Annotated in this window: 19 protein-coding genes; all 19 read right to left on the reverse strand. The window is 70.0% G+C overall.

The features are described 5' to 3' along the window. Positions 1–182: 182 nt before the first annotated feature. Positions 183–2,510, reverse strand: coding sequence for a RelA/SpoT family protein (locus QM582_RS05495; RefSeq protein ID WP_415082475.1), 2,328 nt, complete (start codon positions 2,508–2,510; stop codon positions 183–185). A 224-nt stretch (positions 2,511–2,734) separates the two neighbouring features. After that, positions 2,735–3,271 (reverse strand): adenine phosphoribosyltransferase, encoded by a 537-nt coding sequence (locus QM582_RS05500; protein ID WP_415082477.1) that lies wholly within the window; start codon positions 3,269–3,271, stop codon positions 2,735–2,737. Between the two features lie 2 nt (positions 3,272–3,273). Then, on the reverse strand, positions 3,274–4,500 hold the full coding sequence (secF, locus tag QM582_RS05505; protein WP_415082479.1) for a protein translocase subunit SecF: 1,227 nt from the start codon (positions 4,498–4,500) through the stop codon (positions 3,274–3,276). After that, positions 4,500–6,125 (reverse strand): protein translocase subunit SecD, encoded by a 1,626-nt coding sequence (gene secD, locus QM582_RS05510; RefSeq protein WP_415082503.1) that lies wholly within the window; start codon positions 6,123–6,125, stop codon positions 4,500–4,502. The genes secF and secD overlap by 1 nt, the downstream gene beginning before the upstream one ends. A gap of 66 nt (positions 6,126–6,191) precedes the next feature. Continuing rightward, positions 6,192–6,617 carry a preprotein translocase subunit YajC gene (yajC, locus tag QM582_RS05515; protein ID WP_415082481.1) on the reverse strand — a complete coding sequence of 142 codons (426 nt, stop codon included), beginning with the start codon at positions 6,615–6,617 and terminating at the stop codon, positions 6,192–6,194. 327 nt (positions 6,618–6,944) lie between these two features. Beyond that, positions 6,945–7,961 (reverse strand): Holliday junction branch migration DNA helicase RuvB, encoded by a 1,017-nt coding sequence (ruvB, locus tag QM582_RS05520; protein ID WP_415082505.1) that lies wholly within the window; start codon positions 7,959–7,961, stop codon positions 6,945–6,947. Positions 7,962–8,028: 67 nt separating this feature from the next. Then, positions 8,029–8,634 carry a Holliday junction branch migration protein RuvA gene (gene ruvA, locus QM582_RS05525; protein ID WP_415082483.1) on the reverse strand — a complete coding sequence of 202 codons (606 nt, stop codon included), beginning with the start codon at positions 8,632–8,634 and terminating at the stop codon, positions 8,029–8,031. Beyond that, entirely contained in the window at positions 8,631–9,176 is a 546-nt protein-coding gene (gene ruvC / locus QM582_RS05530) for a crossover junction endodeoxyribonuclease RuvC (RefSeq protein WP_415082507.1), read from the reverse strand. Before ruvC ends, ruvA begins: the two co-directional genes overlap by 4 nt. Before the next feature lie 870 nt (positions 9,177–10,046). Beyond that, positions 10,047–10,811 carry a YebC/PmpR family DNA-binding transcriptional regulator gene (locus tag QM582_RS05535; RefSeq protein ID WP_415082484.1) on the reverse strand — a complete coding sequence of 255 codons (765 nt, stop codon included), beginning with the start codon at positions 10,809–10,811 and terminating at the stop codon, positions 10,047–10,049. Further along, positions 10,808–11,818: a GNAT family N-acetyltransferase gene (locus tag QM582_RS05540; protein ID WP_415082486.1), complete on the reverse strand. Its 1,011-nt coding sequence runs from the start codon at positions 11,816–11,818 to the stop codon at positions 10,808–10,810. The genes QM582_RS05535 and QM582_RS05540 overlap by 4 nt, the downstream gene beginning before the upstream one ends. A 31-nt stretch (positions 11,819–11,849) precedes the next feature. Then, a complete protein-coding gene (priA, locus tag QM582_RS05545) occupies positions 11,850–12,575 on the reverse strand; it encodes a bifunctional 1-(5-phosphoribosyl)-5-((5-phosphoribosylamino)methylideneamino)imidazole-4-carboxamide isomerase/phosphoribosylanthranilate isomerase PriA (protein WP_415082487.1) in 726 nt (241 codons plus the stop codon). A 218-nt stretch (positions 12,576–12,793) separates the two neighbouring features. Further along, positions 12,794–13,990 carry a cysteine desulfurase-like protein gene (locus QM582_RS05550; protein WP_415082489.1) on the reverse strand — a complete coding sequence of 399 codons (1,197 nt, stop codon included), beginning with the start codon at positions 13,988–13,990 and terminating at the stop codon, positions 12,794–12,796. Between the two features lie 218 nt (positions 13,991–14,208). Next, positions 14,209–14,889, reverse strand: coding sequence for a hypothetical protein (locus QM582_RS05555; RefSeq protein ID WP_415082491.1), 681 nt, complete (start codon positions 14,887–14,889; stop codon positions 14,209–14,211). After that, the gene (locus tag QM582_RS05560; protein WP_415082492.1) at positions 14,882–15,469 is read right to left on the reverse strand and encodes an ArsR/SmtB family transcription factor; all 588 of its coding nucleotides are present in this window, start codon (positions 15,467–15,469) and stop codon (positions 14,882–14,884) included. Before QM582_RS05560 ends, QM582_RS05555 begins: the two co-directional genes overlap by 8 nt. Positions 15,470–15,705: 236 nt before the next feature. Then, positions 15,706–16,707: a serine hydrolase domain-containing protein gene (locus tag QM582_RS05565; RefSeq protein WP_415082493.1), complete on the reverse strand. Its 1,002-nt coding sequence runs from the start codon at positions 16,705–16,707 to the stop codon at positions 15,706–15,708. 136 nt (positions 16,708–16,843) lie between these two features. Beyond that, on the reverse strand, positions 16,844–17,470 hold the full coding sequence (gene hisH / locus QM582_RS05570; RefSeq protein WP_415082495.1) for an imidazole glycerol phosphate synthase subunit HisH: 627 nt from the start codon (positions 17,468–17,470) through the stop codon (positions 16,844–16,846). Then, positions 17,467–18,081 (reverse strand): imidazoleglycerol-phosphate dehydratase HisB, encoded by a 615-nt coding sequence (gene hisB, locus QM582_RS05575; RefSeq protein ID WP_415082497.1) that lies wholly within the window; start codon positions 18,079–18,081, stop codon positions 17,467–17,469. The genes hisH and hisB overlap by 4 nt, the downstream gene beginning before the upstream one ends. Then, entirely contained in the window at positions 18,078–19,172 is a 1,095-nt protein-coding gene (locus QM582_RS05580) for a histidinol-phosphate transaminase (RefSeq protein ID WP_415082498.1), read from the reverse strand. Before QM582_RS05580 ends, hisB begins: the two co-directional genes overlap by 4 nt. Next, on the reverse strand, positions 19,169–20,233 hold a 1,065-nt coding region (gene hisD / locus QM582_RS05585), incomplete at its 5' end, for a histidinol dehydrogenase (protein WP_415082500.1). The genes QM582_RS05580 and hisD, both read right to left, overlap by 4 nt.

A 20,233-nucleotide genomic window follows, 5' to 3' on the forward strand; every position in this document is an offset into this window, starting at 1 on the left:
AATTCACCCCGAATCGCCAATCCCGCCGACCGTACCGCGAACTCTCCGAATCAATCGGAATGAGAATCAAACTCGATATTGGGTTGTTGCGCCACCCTCGCTCGTGGGCGACGTCGTCCGCCACCCAGAACGACCCGGATCGCGCAACCACCGCGATCGACGGGCCCGGTCGACTGGCCCGATCAACTCTTCACCCGGTGGGCGTCGTACACCCCCGGAATGCGCTTCAACGCATTGGTCAGCGAGGCAAGGTGGGTCGGGTCCGGGGTCTCGAACTGCAACCGCATGGTGAAGACCCGGTCCTTGTTGGTGGTGGCCGACATGGACAGGATGTTCGAGTGGTGCTCGGTCATCACCCGGCTGACGTCGGAGAGCATCCCGGCCCGGTCCAGGCCCTCGACGTGGACCGCGACCAGGAAGCTGGAGTCGGCGGACGGGGTCGCCCAGCTCACCTCGACCAGCCGGTCCGGCTTCTGCCGCAGATTGTCGGCATTGGTGCAGTCGGCGCGATGGACGGACACACCCTCCTCGCGGGTGATGAAGCCGATGATGTCGTCGCCCGGCACCGGCATGCAGCATTTGGCCAGCTTGACCCACATGTCCGAGTGGCCCTGGACGACGACGCCGATGTCGTTGGTCCGCCGCGACGGACGCCGCCGCCGCGATGTCGCTGTCGTGGTCAGCGCCGGATGATCCTCGACACTGGCCTCGGCCACCGCCTCGGCCCCACCCTCGGCGGCGATCAACCGCTCCACGACGTTCTGCGCGCTGACCGTTCCCTCGCCGATCGCCGCGTAGAGCGCGTTGGCGTCCGGCACCCGGAAGTGCCGGGCCAGCGCGGCCAGATGCTCCGCGGAGAGCAGCCGGTGCACCGGCAGGCCGGTCCGCCGCAGCTGTTTGGCCAACGCCTCCTTGCCCTGCTCGATGGACTCCTCGCGACGCTCCCGGGTGAAGTACTGGCGGATCTTGGTCCGAGCCCGGGGGCTGGCGACGAAGTTCATCCAGTCCCGGCTGGGCCCGGCGTTGGGCGACTTGGAGAGCAGCACCTCGATCTGGTCGCCGTTGTTCAGCTGGTACTCCAACGGCACCAGCCGCTGGTTGACCCGGGCGCCGATGCAGCGATGCCCGACCTCGGTGTGCACCGCGTAGGCGAAGTCGACCGGGGTGGAGCCGGCGGGCAGCGAGATCACGTCCCCCTTCGGGGTGAAGACGAAGACCTCGGTGGTGTTGATCTCGAAGCGCAGGGTGTCCAGGAACTCCCCCGGGTCTTCGGTCTCGCGCTGCCATTCGGTGATCTGCCGCACCCAGGCCAGGTCGTTGGCGCCGGCCCCCTTGCCGGCCTTGTACTTCCAGTGCGCGGCCACGCCGTACTCGGCCTGCTTGTGCATCTCGTGGGTGCGGATCTGGAACTCCACCGGCTTGCTGTCCGGCCCCAGCACGGTGGTGTGCAGCGACTGGTACAGGTTGAACTTCGGCATCGCGATGTAGTCCTTGAACCTGCCGGGCAGCGGGTTCCAGCGGGCGTGCAGCACGCCCAGCGCGCCGTAACAGTCGCGCTGGTGATCGACCAGGATGCGCAGGCCGACCAGGTCGTAGATCTCGAAGAAGTCGCGGCCGCGCACGATCATCTTCTGGTAGATCGAGTAGTAGTGCTTGGGCCGTCCGTACACGGTGGCCTTGATCTTGGCCTCGGTTAGCGCGGCCTGCACCTGCTCGATCAACTGGCGCAGGTAGTTCTCCCGCAGCGGTGCCCGGGCCGCGACCATCCGGACGATCTCGTCGTAGATCTTCGGGTGCAGGGTGGCGAAGGCCAGGTCTTCCAGCTCCCATTTGATGGCGTTCATGCCCAGCCGGTGGGCCAGCGGCGCGAAGATCTCCAGTGTCTCGTTGGCGATCACCGCCTGCTTGTCCTGGCGCAGGAAGCCGAGCGTGCGCATATTGTGCAGCCGGTCGGCGAGCTTGATCACCAGCACCCGGATGTCGCGGCTCATCGCCAGCACCATCTTGCGCAGCGTCTCGGCCTTCGCCGAATCGCCGTAGGTGACCTTGTCGAGCTTGGTCACCCCGTCCACCATGGTGGCCACCTCGGAGCCGAAGTCGGCGGTCAGCTGCGCCATCGTGTACGAGGTGTCCTCGACGGTGTCGTGCAGCAGCGCGGCACACAGCGTGGTCTCGGTCATCCCCAGCTCGGCCAGAATGGTGGCCACCGCCAGCGGATGGGTGATGTAGGGGTCGCCGCTCTTGCGGGACTGGCCGGAGTGGTAGTGCTCGGCCGTCCGGTAGGCGCGTTCGATCACCGCGATGTCGGCCCGCGGATGGTTCGCCCGCAGCGTCTTGACCAGCGGATCGAGCACCGCCGCCTGACTGTTCTTCGGGGCGCCGAGGCGGGCCAGGGCGTGCCGCATCCGCATTCGCGGCTGGTCGGGCACGGTGGCCGGACGCGTCAGCGCGCGGGGCTCTCCAGGCAGGCCGTTGCCTGCCCCGTACGGACCATGGACGCTTTCGCTCACCCGGCTCCCCTTCGGCAGGCTTGCATCATACTGCCCGGCTCCCACCCGTGCGCGAGCGGACGTTTCACGTTGCCAGAACACCCTGGGCGGGCATCGGACCGCCGAGCCGTCCGGGCCGGTATCCAGCCGGGGATCCCAGCCCCGGAGCGGAAGAACCGTCCCCAACGGTGCGAATTTGGACCGACCAGAACCGTCCCCAACCACCGAGAACCGTCCCCTGTGGTTCAGACGGTGACGACGGCGGAGTAACCGATGCCCAGCTCGGCGAGCTTGGCGCGTCCGGGCAGGAAGCTCAGTTCCATCAGCACCGCGACGTGCACCAGGTCGGCACCCAGCCGGTGCACCAGGGCCGCGGTGGCACCCACGGTGCCGCCGGTGGCCAGCACGTCGTCCACCACCAGAACCCGGGCGCCGGGCAGCACCGCGTCCGTCTTCACGGTCAGCGTCTCGTGGCCGTACTCGAGGGCGAACTGCTCCGAGTACAGGTTGCCGGGCAGCTTGCCCGGCTTGCGGACGGGAACGAAGCCGGCGCCCAGCTCCAGGGCGACCGGTGCGGCCAGGATGAAGCCGCGGGCCTCCATCCCGACCACCACGTCGATGCGTTCCGGGGCCAGGGCGACCAGCTCGCTGACCGCCGCCCGCAGCCCGGCCGGCGACGCCAGCAGCGGGGTGATGTCCTTGAAGACCACCCCCGGCTTCGGGAAGTCCGGGATGTCCGTGATCAGTTCCTGGATCAGCTGCTTGTCGTCGCGTCCGGTCACGGTCACTTCTTCCGTTTCGCTCGGGTGCTGCGATGGGGTTGCTGCCGCTGGCGGCTCAACTCGGTGGCACTGACCAGGCCGAGCTTCTCCGGCTCCACCTGCTCCACCTCGGCCAGCGGGCCGTCGCCGTCGTGCAGCACCACGGCCCGGCGCTTGACCGCTGCCGCCTCTTCCTGCTCCTTGGCGGCATGCCGCTGTGCCCGGCGGGCCAGCCGCTCGCGATGCTCGCGCATCTCCGGCTCGGCCTCCTTGAGTTGCGCCAGCATCGGGGCGGCGATGAAGATCGACGAGTAGGCACCGGCCAGCATGCCGACCAGCAGCGCCAGCCCGAGGTCCTTCAGCGGGCCGGTGCCCAGCACGAAGGTGCCGGTGACGGTGAGCGCCGCCACCGGAAGGACACCCAGGATGGTGGTGTTGATCGACCGGATCAGCACCTGGTTGACCGCCGCGTTGGCCGCCTCCGAGTAGGTCGTGCGGCTGTTCTTCAGATCGGCGACGTTCTCGCGGACCTTGTCGAACACCACCACCGTGTCGTACAGCGAGTAGCCGAGGATGGTCAGCACGCCGATCAGGGTGGCCGGAGTCACCGAGAAGCCGACCAGGGCGTAGATGCCGACGGTGACCACCAGGTCGTGCAGCAACGCCACGATGGCGGCGATCGCCATCTTGTAGTTGCGGAAGTAGCCCCAGATCAGCAGCGACACCAGCACCAGGAAGACGGCCAGCGCGATCAGGCCCTGCTGGGTGATCATCGTTCCCCACGACGCGCCGATCAGGCTGTAGCCGACCTGGTCGACTTCGACGCCGGCCACCTTGGCGATGGCCGCCTTGACCTGGGTCACCTCGTCCACGCTCAGCGAACGGGTCTGCACCCGCACCTGGCCCTCGCCGATGGTGGTGACGCTGACGTCGTCGTTGTCGGGCAGCTTGAGCTGCTCGACCGCGGTGCGCATCTGGTCGGTGGTGTCGGCCTTGACCGCGACCGGCGCGGTGAAGTCGGCGCCGCCCTTGAACTCGATGCCCAGGTTGAGGCCCAGGATCGCGATGGCCAGCACCGAGATGGCCAGCAGCGCCGCCGAGACGATGTACCAGCGGTTGCGCCTGCCGACGAAGTCGTACTCGACCTCACCGGTGTACAGCCGATGCGCGAAGCTGGCCTTCTTGGCGGGCTTGCCGCCGTCCTTCGGCTGCTCGACCGGGGTTTCCGGGGCGTCCGTCGTGGTGCTCATCACGCCTCCTTGGTCGCGGTTGCGGCGGCCTTCACCGGACGCCGGCGATGCAGCGGCGGCTGGCGCTTGGCACCCAGATGCTCGGGCTCGAAGCCGGAGAATTTGCGTCCCTCGCCGAAGTACTTGGTCCGGCCCAGCACCGACACCAGCGGCTTGGTGAACCAGAACACCACCGCGAGGTCGATCAGGGTGGTCAGGCCCAGGGTGAAGGCGAAGCCCTTGACCGCGCCGATGGCCAGGATGAACAGCACGATGGCCGACAGCAGCGACACCCCGTCGGCGACCAGGATGGTCTGCCGGGAACGCACCCAGCCGACCTCGATCGCGGTACGCAGCGTGCGACCGTCGCGCACCTCGTCCCGGATTCGTTCGAAGTAGATGATGAACGAGTCCGCGGTGACGCCGATGGCCACGATCAGGCCGGCCACGCCGGGCAGGTTGAGGGCGAAGCCCATCGCCTGGCCGAGCAGCACGATGAAGGCGTAGGTGACGCCGAAGGCGACCACCAGGCTGCTCACCACCACGAGCGCCAGCGCGCGGTAGTACAGCACGCTGTAGGCGACCACCAGCGCGAGGCCGATGATGCCGGCGATGATGCCCGCCTCGAGCTGCTCGCCGCCGAGCTTGGCGGACACGTTGTCGACGCTGGACACGTCGAAGGCCAGCGGCAGCGCGCCGTACTTCAGCACGTTGGCCAGCTCCGTCGCGCTCTGCTGGTTGAACGAGCCGGAGATCTCCGCCCGGCCACCCGGAATCGCCTTGCTCACGTACGGGCTGCTGATCACGTCGCCGTCGAGGACGATGGCGAACTCGTTCTGCGGGCTGGTCTTGGTGGAGATCGCCTGGGTGACCGTCTCGAAGGTGGTCGCGCCGGTGCTGTTGAACTCCAGGTTCACCACCCAGCTCACCTGGTTCTGCGGGATGCCGGCGGCGGCCGAGGTCAACTCGCGTCCGGAGATCACCGTGGGCGACAGCAGGTACTTGGTGGTGCCGCCCTGGTCGCAGGTGATCAGCGGCTGGTCGGAGACGTCGGGGAACGGGTCTCCGCACTGGTAGCTGGTGTACTCGCTCTGATCGCGCTCGGAGGGCTGCCAGTCCAGCACCTGCTGGGTGGTCAGCGGCGTGGCACCAGGGGCGGTCGGACGCGGGCTGGGAACCGGGGTCGGCAGGTTGGGCAGCGGACGCCGGTTGACGCTCGGCGTCGCCGACGGCTGCGCACTGGGCTCGACCGACGGGTCGCCGGTGCCCTGGCTGGGTTCGGCCGACGGCTCAACCTGGGGCGTCACCGCCTCTTTCGCGTAGACCAGGCGGAAGTAGAGCTGCGCGGTCTGCCCGACCATGCGGACCAGTTCGTCCTGCTGGACGTTGGGAACGCTGACGATGATCTGCCGGTCGCCGGAGGTGGTCACCTCGGTCTCGCCGACACCGATCGAGTCGACGCGCTGCTGGATGATCGTGCGGGCCAGCTCCAGGCTGGCCGGATCGACCGATCCCTCGCCGGTGGTGTTGCTGGCGGTCAGCGTGATCGTGGTGCCGCCGCGCAGGTCCAGGCCCAGCTTGGGCGTCCAGGCGCCGCCGAGCGCCATCAGCCCGACCAGGGCGATGCTGAACGCCAGGAAGACGATCAGCGTGCGCAGCGGATGGCTGTGATGCTTACTTGTCGTTGCCACGGCTCGTGATGATCCCGCGGCTCACTTGTGCGAGCTGGACTGATCGGTCGGGTCGTCGTCGGCGGCGCGCGACTCGGACGGCTTCGGATCGACGAAGTCGGACGGCTCGATGCTGTCGAAGGGCGAACCCAGCGGCTCGTCGTCGGCGGCGGCCGGCTGATCGTCGGAGTACTCGAACTCGTCGTCCTCGGGAGTCAGGGTCTTGACGATGGCCTGCTTCACCACGGTCATCTCGATGCCGGGCGCGATCTCGATGATGGCCTGCCGCTCGCCCAGGTGGCGGATGGTGCCGAACACCCCGGACGACAGCATGACGCGCGTGCCCGACGCCAGCGAGTTGGTCATCTCCTGCTGTTTCTTGGCCCGCTTCTGCTGCGGACGAATCAGCAGGAAGTAGAACGCGGCCCCCATCAGCACAAGCATCAGGAGGGTGCTCAGGTCAGGCATGTGTGGTTTCTTTCGCTAGATGGCTGGGCGGTGGGCGCAGCCACCGACGCACAACTCTAGCCGAGGCGTCCGGATTGCCCGATTCCGACCAGCCGGGGGCACCCTGCCGGGCGCGGCTTCTTCGGCCGGCCGAGGGCGTCAGCACCCGCGTCTCCGGCTCCGCTCGCCGGCTCCTGGCTCCCCGGCTCAACACCGTCGCTGCCTGCCTGACACGTCGCTGCCTGCGCGCGGGCAGCGACGGGCCACGAAGGCAGTCAGGTGGCGGTGCGGCCCGGCCGGCGTCGAGGTCGAGTCTCGGCGTGGGCGGGGAAGGGCTGCCGTTCGACGTCAGCCGTCGGTGCCGAACAGCTCGGGCTCGGCAGCGTTCGGCATGGCCAGGCCGAGATGCGCCCAACCCCGACCGGTGGCCACCCGTCCGCGCGGCGTCCGCATCAAGAATCCTTGCCGGACGAGGAACGGCTCGGCGACCTCCTCGACGGTCTCGCGCTCCTCCCCCACCGCCATGGCCAGCGTGGACAACCCGACCGGACCACCGCCAAAGCGTTCGCACAACGCCGACAGCACCGAGCGGTCCAGCCGGTCCAGGCCCAGCTCGTCCACCTCGTACAGCTCCAGGGCGGCCTTGGCCACGGCGGTGGTCAGCCGTCCGTCGGCCCGCACCTGCGCATAGTCCCGGACGCGGCGCAGCAGCCGGTTCGCGATCCGCGGCGTGCCCCGGGAGCGGGAGGCGATCACCTCGTCCGTGCCGCGCTCCAGGGCGATGCCGAGCAGGCCCGCCGAGCGACGGACGATCGAGCGCAGCGCCTCGGTGTCGTAGAAGTCGAGCTGGGCGGTGAAGCCGAACCGGTCGCGCAGCGGTCCGGGCAGCAGGCCGGCCCGGGTGGTGGCGCCGACCAGGGTGAACGGCGGAATCTCCAGCGGGATCGCGGTCGCCCCGGGGCCCTTGCCGACCACCACGTCGACCCGGAAATCCTCCATGGCCAGGTAGAGCATCTCTTCGGCGGGCCGCGACATGCGGTGAATCTCGTCGAGGAAGAAGACCTCCCCCTCGGTCAGTCCGGACAGGATCGCGGCCAGGTCACCGGCGTGCTGGATGGCGGGGCCCGAGGAGATCCGGATCGGCGAGCCGACCTCGGCGGCGATGATCATCGCCAACGTGGTCTTGCCCAGCCCGGGCGGGCCGGACAGCAGCACGTGGTCGGGCACCGAACCGCGGTGCCGGGCGGCGTCCAGCACCAGCCCCAGCTGGTCGCTGACCCGCGGCTGGCCGGCGAACTCGGCCAGGCTGCCGGGCCGCAGCGCCGATTCCGCCAACGCCTCGCCGTCGTGGACGTGCGGATCCATCACCTCGTCGGTCTCATGGCTCACGTCGTCGCGCCCCGTCCGCTCATCTCGCTCACTTGGCCGGCCCTCACTTGGCCAGGCTACGGAGCGCGGCCCGCATCAGCACCGCGACCGGGGTGGCCGGATCGTCGTCGACCAGGTGGGCGACGGTGTCGCAGGCCTTGTCGGCGTCCCGGGACGACCAGCCCAGGCCCTCCAGGCCGCCCTTGACCTGGTCGCGCCACTGCGCGGGCACGGACGCCGCCGCGGTGGCCGGGTCGGTGACCGCGGCCAGGATGTTGATCTTGTCCTTCAACTCGATCACCAGCCGCTGGGCACCCTTGACGCCGATGCCGGGCACCTTGGTCAGTGCGCTGATGTTCTCGGCGGCGATCGCGGCGCGCAGGGCATCCGGGCTGAGCACCGAGACCACGGCCTGGGCGATCTTGGGACCGATCCCGCTGGCCGACTGGACGAGCTCGAAGCAGTCCCGCTCGTCGGCGTCGGCGAAGCCGTAGAGGGTGAGCGAATCCTCGCGCACCACCAGCGAAGTGGCCAGCGTGGCGGGCTGCCCGACGCGCACCGCGGACGCCGTCGCCGGCGTGCACAGGGTACGGACGCCGAAGCCGTTCAGATCGAGCACCACCCAGGTGGCGCCGGCGGCGATCACGGTCCCGCTGAGTTGGGCGATCATGCACCTCTCCTGTGTTGCTGACGGCTCCCGTGCTGCTGACGGCGCTCGGCCTCCACCGCGGCGGCGAGCCGAGCCTGCCCGGCCCCGCGCCACAGCTGACAGACCGCGAGTGCCACCGCGTCCGCGGCGTCGGCCGGCTTCGGCGCCTCGGCCAGCCGCAGCACCCGGGTCACCATGGCCCCGATCTGGGCCTTGTCGGCGCGTCCGGAACCGGTGATCGCCGCCTTCACCTCGCTCGGGGTGTGCTGCCGCACCGGCAGCCGGTGACGCGCCGCGACCAGCAGCGCCACGCCGGCGGCCTGGGCGGTGCCGATCACCGTCATCGTGTTGTGCTGGCTGAACACCCGCTCGACCGCGACCACGTCGGGACGGTGCCGTCCGATCCACTCCTCCAAGCCGGCCTCGATGGCCAGCAGCCGCAGCGCCAGGTCGGCGTCCGACGGGGTGCGGATCACCCCGGCCTCGACCAGCGTCGGGGTGCGGCCCACCACACCGTCCACCACGCCCACGCCACAGCGGGTCAGGCCCGGGTCGACGCCCAGAACACGCATGCCGATGAACTCCCGGTCAGCCGAACAGATGTTCGGATACTAGTGGACGTCGGACGCCCGGCCAGGTAACCGGGCGGGCGTGCCGCTGGTCCTTGCCATTGGCGGGCCCTACGTGGCGGGCACTACCGCGACGCCACCGCCCGTATCCGCGGTGCCGGCGATCTCGACATCGCCGTCCGGTGGAGGGAAACCTCGCCGACACCACCTGGATGCCCGGCCTTACCGGGCCAGCCATCTCGACATCGCCGTCCGGTGGAGGGAAATCTCCACCACCACCTGGATGCCCGCGGCCTTACGGGGCCGGCCATCTCGACATCGCTCACGGATGGAGGCAAACCTCGCCGATTTAGTGTCGTGACGCGAAATCGGGCAGGTTTCCCTCCACCGGACGGCGATGTCGAGATCGCCGCTGCCAGATTGTGGAGCGGGGCTCGACAAGCTCGCCCAACGGTGAACAAAGAACCGTCCCCGGGCGTGCCACCTGATTGCGGGCGCCGAGATCCCGAGATGAGCACGGGACGCGGGCTGACGGGACGCCCAGGTGACCGGGACGGCTGGTCACTCCAACTCGGCGACCGCATCGGGGCACAAGATCCCAGCGTCCGCCGAGCGCGATCCCCTGCGACGACAGGACACTCCAACTCGGCGAGCACCGCATCGGGGCACAAGATCCCAGCGTTCGCCGAGCGCGATCCCTGCGACGACTGGACACTCCAACTCGGCGAGCACCGCATCGGGGCACAAGATCCCAGCGTTCGCCGAGCGCGATCCCCTGCGACGATCAGTCACTCCCACTCGGCGGGCACCGCCTCGGGCACAAGATCCTGGCTTTCGCCGAGCGCGATCCCCTGCGACGGCTGGTCACTCCAGCTCGGCGAGCACCGCCTCGGGGACGTCCTCGTTGGAGTACACGGTCTGCACGTCGTCGACGTCCTCGATCGCGTCGAGCAGCTTGAACAGCTTCTCGGCGGACTCCTTGGCGTCGATCGCCTGGGTGTACTGCGGGACGAACTGGACCTCGGCCGACTCGTAGTCGTAGCCGGCGTCCTGGACGGCCTTGCGCACCTCGACCACGGCGCTCGGGTCGGAGATCACCTTGAAGGTCTCGCCCTCGTCCGAGACGTCCTCGGGGTCGGCGTCCAGGGTGGCCTCGAGCAGGTCGTCCTCGTCGAGCTGCCGCCCGCCCTGGGTCTTGGCCACCTCGACGATGCCCTTGCGGTCGAAGATCCGCGACACCGAGCCGACGTCGGCCATGGTGCCGCCGTTGCGGGTCACCGCCACCTTTACGTCGGACGCCGAACGGTTCCGGTTGTCGGTCAGGCATTCGATCAGGATCGCCACGCCGCCCGGGCCGTAGGCCTCGTACATGATCTCGGTGTAGTCGACCGCCTCGCCGCCGACGCCGGAGCCACGCTTGACGGCGCGATCGATGTTGTCGTTGGGGACCGAGTTCTTCTTCGCCTTCTGGATGGCGTCGTACAGGGTCGGGTTTCCGCCGGGATCACCGCCGCCGACGCGCGCCGCCACCTCGATCTTCTTGATCAGGTTCGCGAAGAGCTTGCCTCGCTTGGCGTCGATCGCTGCCTTCTTGTGCTTGGTGGTGGCCCATTTGGAGTGCCCGCTCATGTACGTCCCATCTGCTGCTCGTCCGTGTGCGCGGCCCCGATTGTATCCAGCCCGAGCTGGTGCACGTACCAGACCATCGAGTCGACGCTGGTGTACCCGAGCTCCGCGTAGGGCCGCGCGCCCTGGTCGGAGTCGGTTTCGATGCCGATCCCGGCGGTGGCCAGGCCGGCCTCGACGAAGGAGTCGTGGCTGCGGGCCAGCAGCGTCCGGTACAGGCCGCGGTTGCGCCATTGCGGCCGAGCACCCAGATACTCGGTCCAGCCGGCGAGTTCCCCGGCCAGGCTGGTCTCGGCGTTCAAAACCCAGCCGACCGGCTCGCCGCCGACCACGGCGACCCACGACCAGTAGTCCCGGATGCCGGCGCTGGCCAGGCCCCACTCCCAGGCGTCCGGTTCCAGCCGATCCTCGGGATGGCTCACCGTCTCGTTATAGAGCTGTCGCACCGGCTCGCTCCAGTACGCCCCGAACGGCTCCATCCCGACCTCGAGCGGACCGCGGCCGTCCGGCAGCCGGTCGGCGAGGTTGCGGCGCATGGCGTGGTACCAGCGCTGCGGCCGGAAACCGCAGTCGGACAGCGTCTCGGCCAGGAACAGGTTGCCGCCGGAGATCAGCATCGACAGCTCGACCGGTTCGGGCTCGTCCTGCTCCAGCTGCCATTCCTCGGCACGTTCGATCTGCCAGCGCAGCATGGTCTCCTGGACGCCCTCGTCCCGCCACGCCGGGTGGCAGCCGCCGTGCAGCCGCAACCGATTGGCCGCCTCGCCGGCGTCCGGCAACCGGATCCAGGCGTAGGCGATCAGCGTGCCGCTGGGCTTGCGCAGCACCACGCCGGTGGACGTCTCGCGGACGACGCCCCGGGCCACCGCCGCCTCCAGAGCCGGCAGGTCGTGGTGGTGGGTGGCGTCGCCGAAATGTTCCTCGGCCGCGATCAGGCCGGCGATCTCGGGGAGATCCTGCTGGGACAGCCAGTGCCACGTGCAGCCATGGCTCTTGGCCGGTATGGGCATCGTCGCCTCCTTGCCCCAAATCTAGTCGGGCTCATCCACCGGCAACAGCCAGTGCATCCTGAAGGGTGAAGTTGCCGACGTAGAGCGCGGTGCCGATGATCGCGCCGGTAACACCGGCCGGGACCAGTCCGCGCAGCGCGACCAGATCGTCCAGCCGGGCGATGCCGCCGGAGGCGATCACCTCGGCGTCGGTGCGCGCGCAGACCGCGCGCAGCAGGTCGAGGTTGGGGCCGGTGAGCATGCCGTCGGAGTTCACGTCGGTCACCACGAACGCCGAGCAGCCGGCCGCCGACAGCCGGTCGACGGCCTCGGCCCAGTCCCCGCCCTCACGGACCCAGCCGCGGGCGGCGAGCCGGGATCCCTTCACGTCGATGGCGATGCCGATCCGGTCGCCGTGCTCGGCGATCACCCGCTCGCACCACTCCGGGTTCTCCAGAGCGGCGGTGCCGATGTTGATCCGCCGACAGCCGGTGGCCAGCGCCCGTTCCAGGCTGGCGTCGTCACGCAGGCCGCCGGACAGCTCGACCTTCAGGCTCAGCTCGGCGATGATCGAAGCGATCAGGTCCGCGTTCGACCCACGTCCGAAGGCAGCGTCCAGGTCGACCAGGTGCAGCCATTCGGCGCCCGCGTCCTGCCAGCGCAGCGCGGCGGCCAGCGGGTCGCCGAACACCTTCTCGGAGCCGGCCACCCCCTGGGTGAGCTGGACGGCCTGGCCGTTCTGGATGTCGACGGCGGGGAACAAAGTCAGTGCGGTCACGGTGCTCGACTCTAGAGGCTCGGCGGGCGAGTGCGCGGCGGTGCAACGTTCCGCGGGCGGCTGAGGACCCTTTCGGGGACGGTTCCTGAACGGTTCGGGGACGGTTCTCGAGAACCGTCCTCACTGGATCAGGCAGTGCCGATCATTCGCTGGTCGAGCTTGCCGAGACCGCTCTGACAACGGTTTCGACAAGCTCAACCAGCGAGACGACGCCTGGATCAGCGGAGGAAGGCGTCCAGTCCGTCCAACAGCCGATCGATCTCGGCGTCGGTGTTGTACGGGGCCAGACCGACCCGCAGCCCGCTGGTCACACCGAGCGCCCGGGCCGGCTCGTAGGCGTAGAAAGTGCCCGCCGGGGCAGCGATGTCGCGCGCGGCGAGGAAGCGGTAGGCGTCCGCCGGGTCCCGGTCGGCGAAGGTGACGAACAGGGTCGGCGTCCGGTCCTGCGCCCGGGAGTGCAGCCTCACCCGCTCGCCGAAGCCGGCCAGGCCGTCCTCGATCCGGCGCCGCAGCCGGAGCTCGTGCTGGTCGACGAGTTCATTGGCGGCGACGATCCGTTCCCGGCGGCTGCCGCCCTCGGACGCGAGACCGGCGATGAAGTCGACCGCCGCGGTGGCGCCGGCCAGGATCTCGTAGGGCAGGGTGCCCAGTTCGAAGCGCTCCGGGACCGCGTCGGTGGACGGTGCCAGCTTGTCCGGATGGATGCCGTCCAGCAGTTCCGGATCGGCGGCCAGCACCCCGCAGTGCGGTCCGAAGAATTTGTACGGCGAGCAGACGAAGAAGTCCGCCCCCAGCGCCCTCCGGTCGATCGCGGTGTGCGCGGCGTAGTGCACGCCGTCCACGTAGACCAGGGCTCCGACGGCATGAGCCCGAGCCGCGATGGTGGCCACCGGCGGCTTCGTCCCGAGCAGGTTGGACGCCGCGGCGACGGCGACCAACCGGGTGCGGTCGTTGACCACCTCGTCCAGGTCGGATAGGTCGAGTTCGGCGCTGGCCGGGTCGAGCCGCAGCCAGCGGACGTCGATGCCGGCGTGTTCGGCGGCCTGCACCCAGGGCCGGACGTTGCAGTCGTGGTCGAGCTGGGAGACCACGATCTGGTCGCCGGGACGCCAGGTCTTGGCCAGCGCCCGGGAGAAGTCGTAGGTGAGCTGGGTGGCGCTGCGGCCGTGCACGATGCCGCCGGGCTGTGAGCCGAGCAGGTCCGCGAACGCCGTCCGGAACTCCGCGACGGCGGAATCGGCGTTCCGCTCGGCCAGCGTGATCGTCTCCCGGTTGGACAGCGGTCCGGTGATCGTGCGGGCGATGGCCTCGCCCACCTCGATCGGCGTCTGCGTCCCGCCCGGTCCGTCGAAGTGCGCGACGCCCGTTGTCAGCGAGGGAAAGCGGGCACGCAGGGCGTTCACGTCGAGGGACATCGGGCAACTCACATTCGGTGGTCGGCGGGCCGGGGCGCTGGTGAGTCTAGGGCCTGCCGCGGACGCCGGGTTCTATCGGCGAGCGATCGCTGGGCGAGTTCGTCGAAGCCCGAGGGGCCTTGGTCCTGCGCGGCCCACCCATCGCTGGTCGAGCCTGTCGACACCCGTAGAGGTCTCGACAAGCTCGACCAACGAGGCTCGGCCGACGCGGGGCGACCTCAGGCGGGCGCCGGCGCCGTCTCGGGGTAGGCGCTGGCCCACCACGCCGTCCAGCGCGCCTGCTCGGCGGCGAACTGATCGTCGTCCAGCCCGTAGCAGGTGACGATCGCGGAGGCGTCCACGAAGCTCGTGCCGGTCTCGTCGGTGGCGGGTTCCTTGGCGACGGTGATCAGCAGCCCGGGGCCGAGGTCGGGCAAGAGCACTCCGCGCTGCCGCTCGGCGGCGTACCAGAGCTCACCCGCGCGGGCCGGCACCGAGCCCCGCAGCCGCTCGGGCGCGTCCGGTTCGCCGCGGGCCATCAGGAAGATGGTGCGCCGGTCCTCGCCGGGGTGCCGCTCGTGCATGAACCGCAGTTGCTGCAGGAACGACTTCCAGCCCTCGGTGATGTCGTCGTAGTAGGCGCTCCACGCCTCGTCGGGCAGGTACGGCGCACGGGTGACCCGGACCCGGGTGCCGCCGGGGACGGCGTCCACCTCGAAGCGATCGCCCGCGTTGGCGTTCAGGACGTGCGCCTCGTCGTCGGCGCCCTCGGTGCCGAAGATCATCGCGATCTCTTCGTCCAGGCCGTCGTAGTGCCAGCCGTGCCAGCGCCGGATCAGCACGGGGTCGCGCAGGCTGGCCCACACCGCCTCCACCGGGGCGGCGATGGTCACCTCGATCACCGGTCGATCGTCAGTCATGGTCGTGGTCCTCTCTCGTTGCCGGATGCCCGCCGATCAGCAGGCTGAATCGTTGTCCCTGGTCGGAGCCGAATCGTTCGGCCAGTTCGGCGACCGATGCGGCGAGCGCATCGGCGAAGGCGTGCACGTCGGCCGGCTGCCCGAAGGTCACCTCGGCCTCGACGGTGAAGGTGAGCAGCCGCTTCTGCGCCGACTCGGCACCGGCGCGCAGCCGCGAGACGGTGCGGACGACGTCCGATGCGGCGTCCACCAGGTGTTCGGCGGCGTAGCGGTCACGGGACCGCAGCCGCTCCCCCGGCGCCAGGATGCCCGGATCGACCACCAGCTGGTCGGCGCTGGCCCGCAGCACCCGTTCGACGCAGCCGCGGCGTTGCCGGGTCTCCACCAGCTCGACCAGCCCGGCGCGCTCCAGCACCCGCAGGTGGTAGTTCAGCTTCTGCCGGGACAGCCCGGTCTGCCGGGCGAGTTCGGTGGCGGACGCCGGCTCGCACAGCAGTTCGAGCAACTGCCGGCGGATCGGCGCGAGCGCAGCCTTCACCTGTCCGTCCTGGTGAAGGAGTTCCATCGCTGCGGCTGGCATGGCACCAGGGTGCAATTCGACAATATTGTTTGTCAATAGCTGAGGATGGACGTCCTGTGAGGCACAGTCGCTGCATCGCTGGTCGAGCTTGTCGAAACCGGGAACTCGGCCAACCTGAGCACCGCTGGTTGAGCATGTCGAAACCGTCGCCAGGGGGTCTCGACAAGCTCGACCGACGGCCTGGGTCTCGACAATCTCGACCGACGACCTGGTCCCGACAAGCTCGACGAACGAAATCAGCCGAGGACGTCCTCGCGCCAGAGCCGCAGGTGCCGCATCATCGGGCCGGCCTTGTCCGACTCGTTGGCCAGCACCGTCCAGGTCAGGTCGTGGGCCGGCACGTGCTCGCTCTTCATCTCGACGCCGGCGTCCGCACCCACCATCGCCCACACGCCACCCGGCGTCGGCAACCACAACCCCAAGCCGTACGGCCATTCGGCATCGTGACCGGGCACCGGCGTGGTCATCTCCTCGACCAGTTCCAGCGGCACGATCGCCCCCGCGGCCAGCGCCAGCCAGAACCGCCGGGCGTCGCCGACGGTGATGTAGGCGCCGCCGTCCGCGCTGCCCTCGATCGGCAGGTGGAAGATGTTGCTGCGCAGGCTGTCCGGGTACAGGTAGCCGAGCGCGGCCGAGCCGGGCAGCTCGTCGGAGCGCAGGAAGTCGGTGCGCTGCAGACCCGCGGGCCGCAGCACGCGCTGGCGTACCAGGTCCTGGTAGCGGACGCCGGACGCCCGCTGGGCGAGCAGCCCGAGCAGCACGAAACCGCCGTTGTTGTAGAAGAACTCGGCGCCGGGCTCGGCCTGCATCGGCAGGTCCAGCAGGGGCACGAAATCCTCGGGCGAGGTGTAGCTGTGCATGCTGCCGGGCAGCAGGTACGCGTCGAGGTCGGCGTCGTCGTCGAGATATTCGCCGACCCCGGACCGATGGCCGAGCAGGTGCCGCACGGTGACGGCATCGTCGATCTGCGGCAGGTCGGTGCCGAGCCAGCGGCGCGCCGGATCGTCGAGGCTCATGATGCCGTCCGCCACCAGGGACAACACCGCGAGCGCGGTGAAGGTCTTCGACCCGCTGGCCATGCCGAACTGGGTCTCGGCCGTGTTCGGGATCCCGTGGGCCCGGTCGGCCAGACCGAAGGCCTGCTCGAACAGGCACTCCCCGGCCGCCTCCACCCGGATCGCCCCAGTGAAGCCGTTGTCCGTGGCGGCGGCGACCAATGCGTCGGTGTCGAGTTCCATGCCTCAGTGTGCCGCCGGAGCTGCCGGATGCCTACCCCGTCGAAACGCCGGGGCAGGAGGGGGACGGTTCTCGTCCCTCCCCGGTCGACCCGAACTCCATCCGTGGGACGAAAAGAACCGTCCCCTCGTCCCACCGTCAGCCGAGGGTGGCGATCCAGTTGCGCAGCAGCGCCGCGCCGGCCTGACCGGACTTCTCCGGGTGGAACTGGGTGCTGGAGAGCGTCCCGTGCTCCACCGCGGCGATGAACCGGTCGCCGTCGTGTTCGGCCCAGGTGATCGTGGCGTCGCCGGGCAGGTCGGCGCCGGATCGGACGCCGTAGGAGTGCACGAAGTAGAAGCGCTGCCCGGCCAGGCCGGCGAACAGCCTCGAATCGTCCGGGGCGTCGACCGTGTTCCACCCCATATGCGGTAGCCGGGCGCTGGTCAGCCGCTCCACCACGCCGGGCAGGACGCCGACGCCGGCGGCGTCCAGACCGTGCTCGACACCATGGCCGAACAACACCTGGTGACCGACACAGATGCCCAGCACCGGACGCTCGCTCGCCAGTCGCTCGCGGATCACCGCCGGCCCGCCGACGGCCTCCAGCCCCGCCATGCAGGCCGCGAAGGCACCGACGCCGGGCACCACCAGGCCGTCCGCCGCCAGCGCCGCGTCGGCGTCCGCGGTGAGCACGACCTCGGCGCCGGCGGCGCGCAGCGCCCGGGTCGCCGAGTGCAGGTTGCCGGAGCCGTAGTCGAGGACGACGACCCGCGGCTCGGTCACAGCGAGCCCTTGGTGGACGGGATCGCGTCCGCCACCCGCGGGTCGATCGCTACCGCGATCCGCAGCGCCCGGGCGACCGCCTTGAACTGCGCCTCGACGATGTGGTGCGGGTCGCGTCCGGCCAGCAGCCGCAGGTGCAGGCAGATGCCGGCGTTGATCGCGAACGACTCCATCACGTGGTAGGTCATCGACCCGGCGTAGGGCACGCCCGAGCCGCCGATCAGCGCGTAGACCTGGCCGTCCGGTTCGCCCGAGCAGACCGCGTAGGGACGTCCGGCGACGTCCACCACCGCGTGCGCGAGGGCCTCGTCCAGCGGGACGGTGGCGTCGCCGAACCGGACGATGCCGCGCTTGTCGCCGAGCGCCTGCTTCACCGCCGCGCCGAGCGCGATCGCGGTGTCCTCGACGCTGTGGTGGCCGTCGATGTGCAGGTCGCCGGTGGTGCTGACCTCCAGGTCGATCAGCGAATGCTTGGACAGCGCGGTCAGCATGTGGTCGTAGAAGCCGACGCCGGTGCTGATCGTGGACGTGCCGGTGCCGTCCAGGTTCACCCCCACCCGAACGCTCGATTCGCTGGTGCTGCGCTCCACCACCGCGGTGCGTGCCGTCATCGGATCTCCTCCAGTACCTCGGCCAGGGCCGTGTAGAACGTCTCGGTCTCTTCCGGTGTCCCCACCGAAACCCGTAGCCAGCCCGCTGGTCCGGTCTCCCGGATGAGCACCCCGCGATCGAGCAGCCGCTGCCAGACATCGTGCCGGTCGGCGAAGGCGCCGAACAGGCAGAAGTTAGCGTCGGAGTCGATCACCTCGACGCCGAGTTCCGGCAGCCGGACCAGCATCTCGTCGCGGGTGCGGCGCAGCTGGTCGACCTGGCCGAGTAGGAAGTCGGCATGCCGCAGCGCGGTCTCGGCGACAATCTGGGTCTGCGCCGACAGGTGGTAGGGCAGCCGGACGATGCGGCAGGCGTCCACGATCGCCGGGGCCGCGGCGAAGTAGCCGACCCGTCCGCCGGCCAGGGCGAACGCCTTGCTCATGGTGCGGCTGACGATCAGGTTGCCGAACCGCGGCAGCAGGGTGAGCGCGGTCTGCTCGGGGTGCCGGGAGAACTCCTGATAGGCCTCGTCGACCACCACGACCGCGTCGGTGTGCGCCAACACCTCTGCGATCACCTGCAGCGCGGTCGGGGTGCCGGTCGGGTTGTTCGGCGTGGTGATGATCACCACGCCGGCGTCGTGCTCGGCGATCGCGGAGCCGATCAGGTCGGCGTCCAGGCTGTAGTCGTCGTGGCGCGGCGCCGTGACGTAGCGGGTGTGGGTGTTGCGGGCGTACTCGGGGTACATCGAGTAGGTGGGGGTGAAGCTGAGCAGGGTGCGTCCGGGGCCGCCGAAGGCGCCCAGCAGGTGGGTCATCACCTCGTTGGAGCCGTTCGCGGCCCAGATGTTCTCGATGGTCAGCCCGTGCCCGAGATACGTGGCCAGCGCGGTGCGCAGCCCGGTGGCCTCCCGGTCCGGGTAGCGGTTCAGCCCGGTCGCTCCGGCGGTGATCGCGGCGGCCATGTCGGCGGCGATCTCGGCGTTGGGCGGGAACGGGTTCTCGTTGACGTTCAGGCACACCGGGACGTCCAGCTGCGGCGCCCCGTAGGGCTCTTCGCCGATCAGCTCCGGACGCAGCGGCAGATCGGCCAGCGACGGGTTCGGCTTCATCGGTTCGACTCCTGGTCGGACGTGGATCGGACGGCGCCGGCCGGGACCGGCTCGCGGCGCACGGTCACCGCGGCGCCGTGGGCGGGCAGGTTCTCGGCGGCCGCGAAGGTCTCGACGACGCTCGCCACCTCGAGGAGGGCCTCGCGGGAGTAGTCGATGACGTGCACGTGCTTGAGGAAGCTGTTCACGTTCAGCCCGGACGAGTGGCAGGCGCAGCCGGCGGTCGGCAGCACGTGGGTGCTGCCCGCGCTGTAGTCGCCGAGCGAGACCGGCGCCCAGGGGCCGACGAAGATCGCCCCGGCGTTGCGGACCCGTCCGGCGACGGCGCGGGCGTCCCGGGTGTGGATCTCGAGGTGCTCGGCGGCGTAGGCGTTGACCACGTCCAGGCCCTGGTTCAGGTCGTCGACCAGCACGATCGCCGACTGTTGCCCGGCGAGCGCGGTGCGGATCCGCTCGCTGTGGGTGGTCGCTGCGACCTGCGGCTCGAGCTCGGCGCGGACGGCGTCCGCCAATCCGACGGAATCGGTGACCAGCACGGCTCCGGCCAACGGGTCGTGCTCGGCCTGCGAGATCAGGTCGGCGGCCACGAACCGCGCGTCGGCGCTGTCGTCGGCCAGGATCGCGATCTCGGTGGGGCCGGCCTCGGAGTCGATGCCGACCTTGCCGCGGAGCAGCCGCTTGGCGGCCACCACGTAGATGTTGCCAGGACCGGTGACCAGGTCGACGGGTGCGCACAGGTCGTCGACGCCGTGGGCGAACATGGCGATCGCCTGCGCGCCGCCGACGGCGTACACCTCGTCCACGCCGAGCAGGGCGCAGACGGCCAGGATGGTGGGATGCGGCAGGGCGCCGAAGTCGGCCTGCGGCGGGGACGCCACCGCGATCGACGGCACCCCGGCCACCTGGGCGGGCACCACGTTCATCAGCACCGAGGACGCCAGCGGCGCGAGCCCGCCCGGCACGTACAGCCCGACCCGGTCGACCGGGACGGCGCGGGACTCGACCACGGCACCCGGGGCCGGCTCGGCGCGCAGGGTGGCGGCCCGGGCCTCCACCTCGGC

The organism is Micropruina sp. (assembly GCF_047607385.1).
Lineage (GTDB): Bacteria > Actinomycetota > Actinomycetes > Propionibacteriales > Propionibacteriaceae > Micropruina.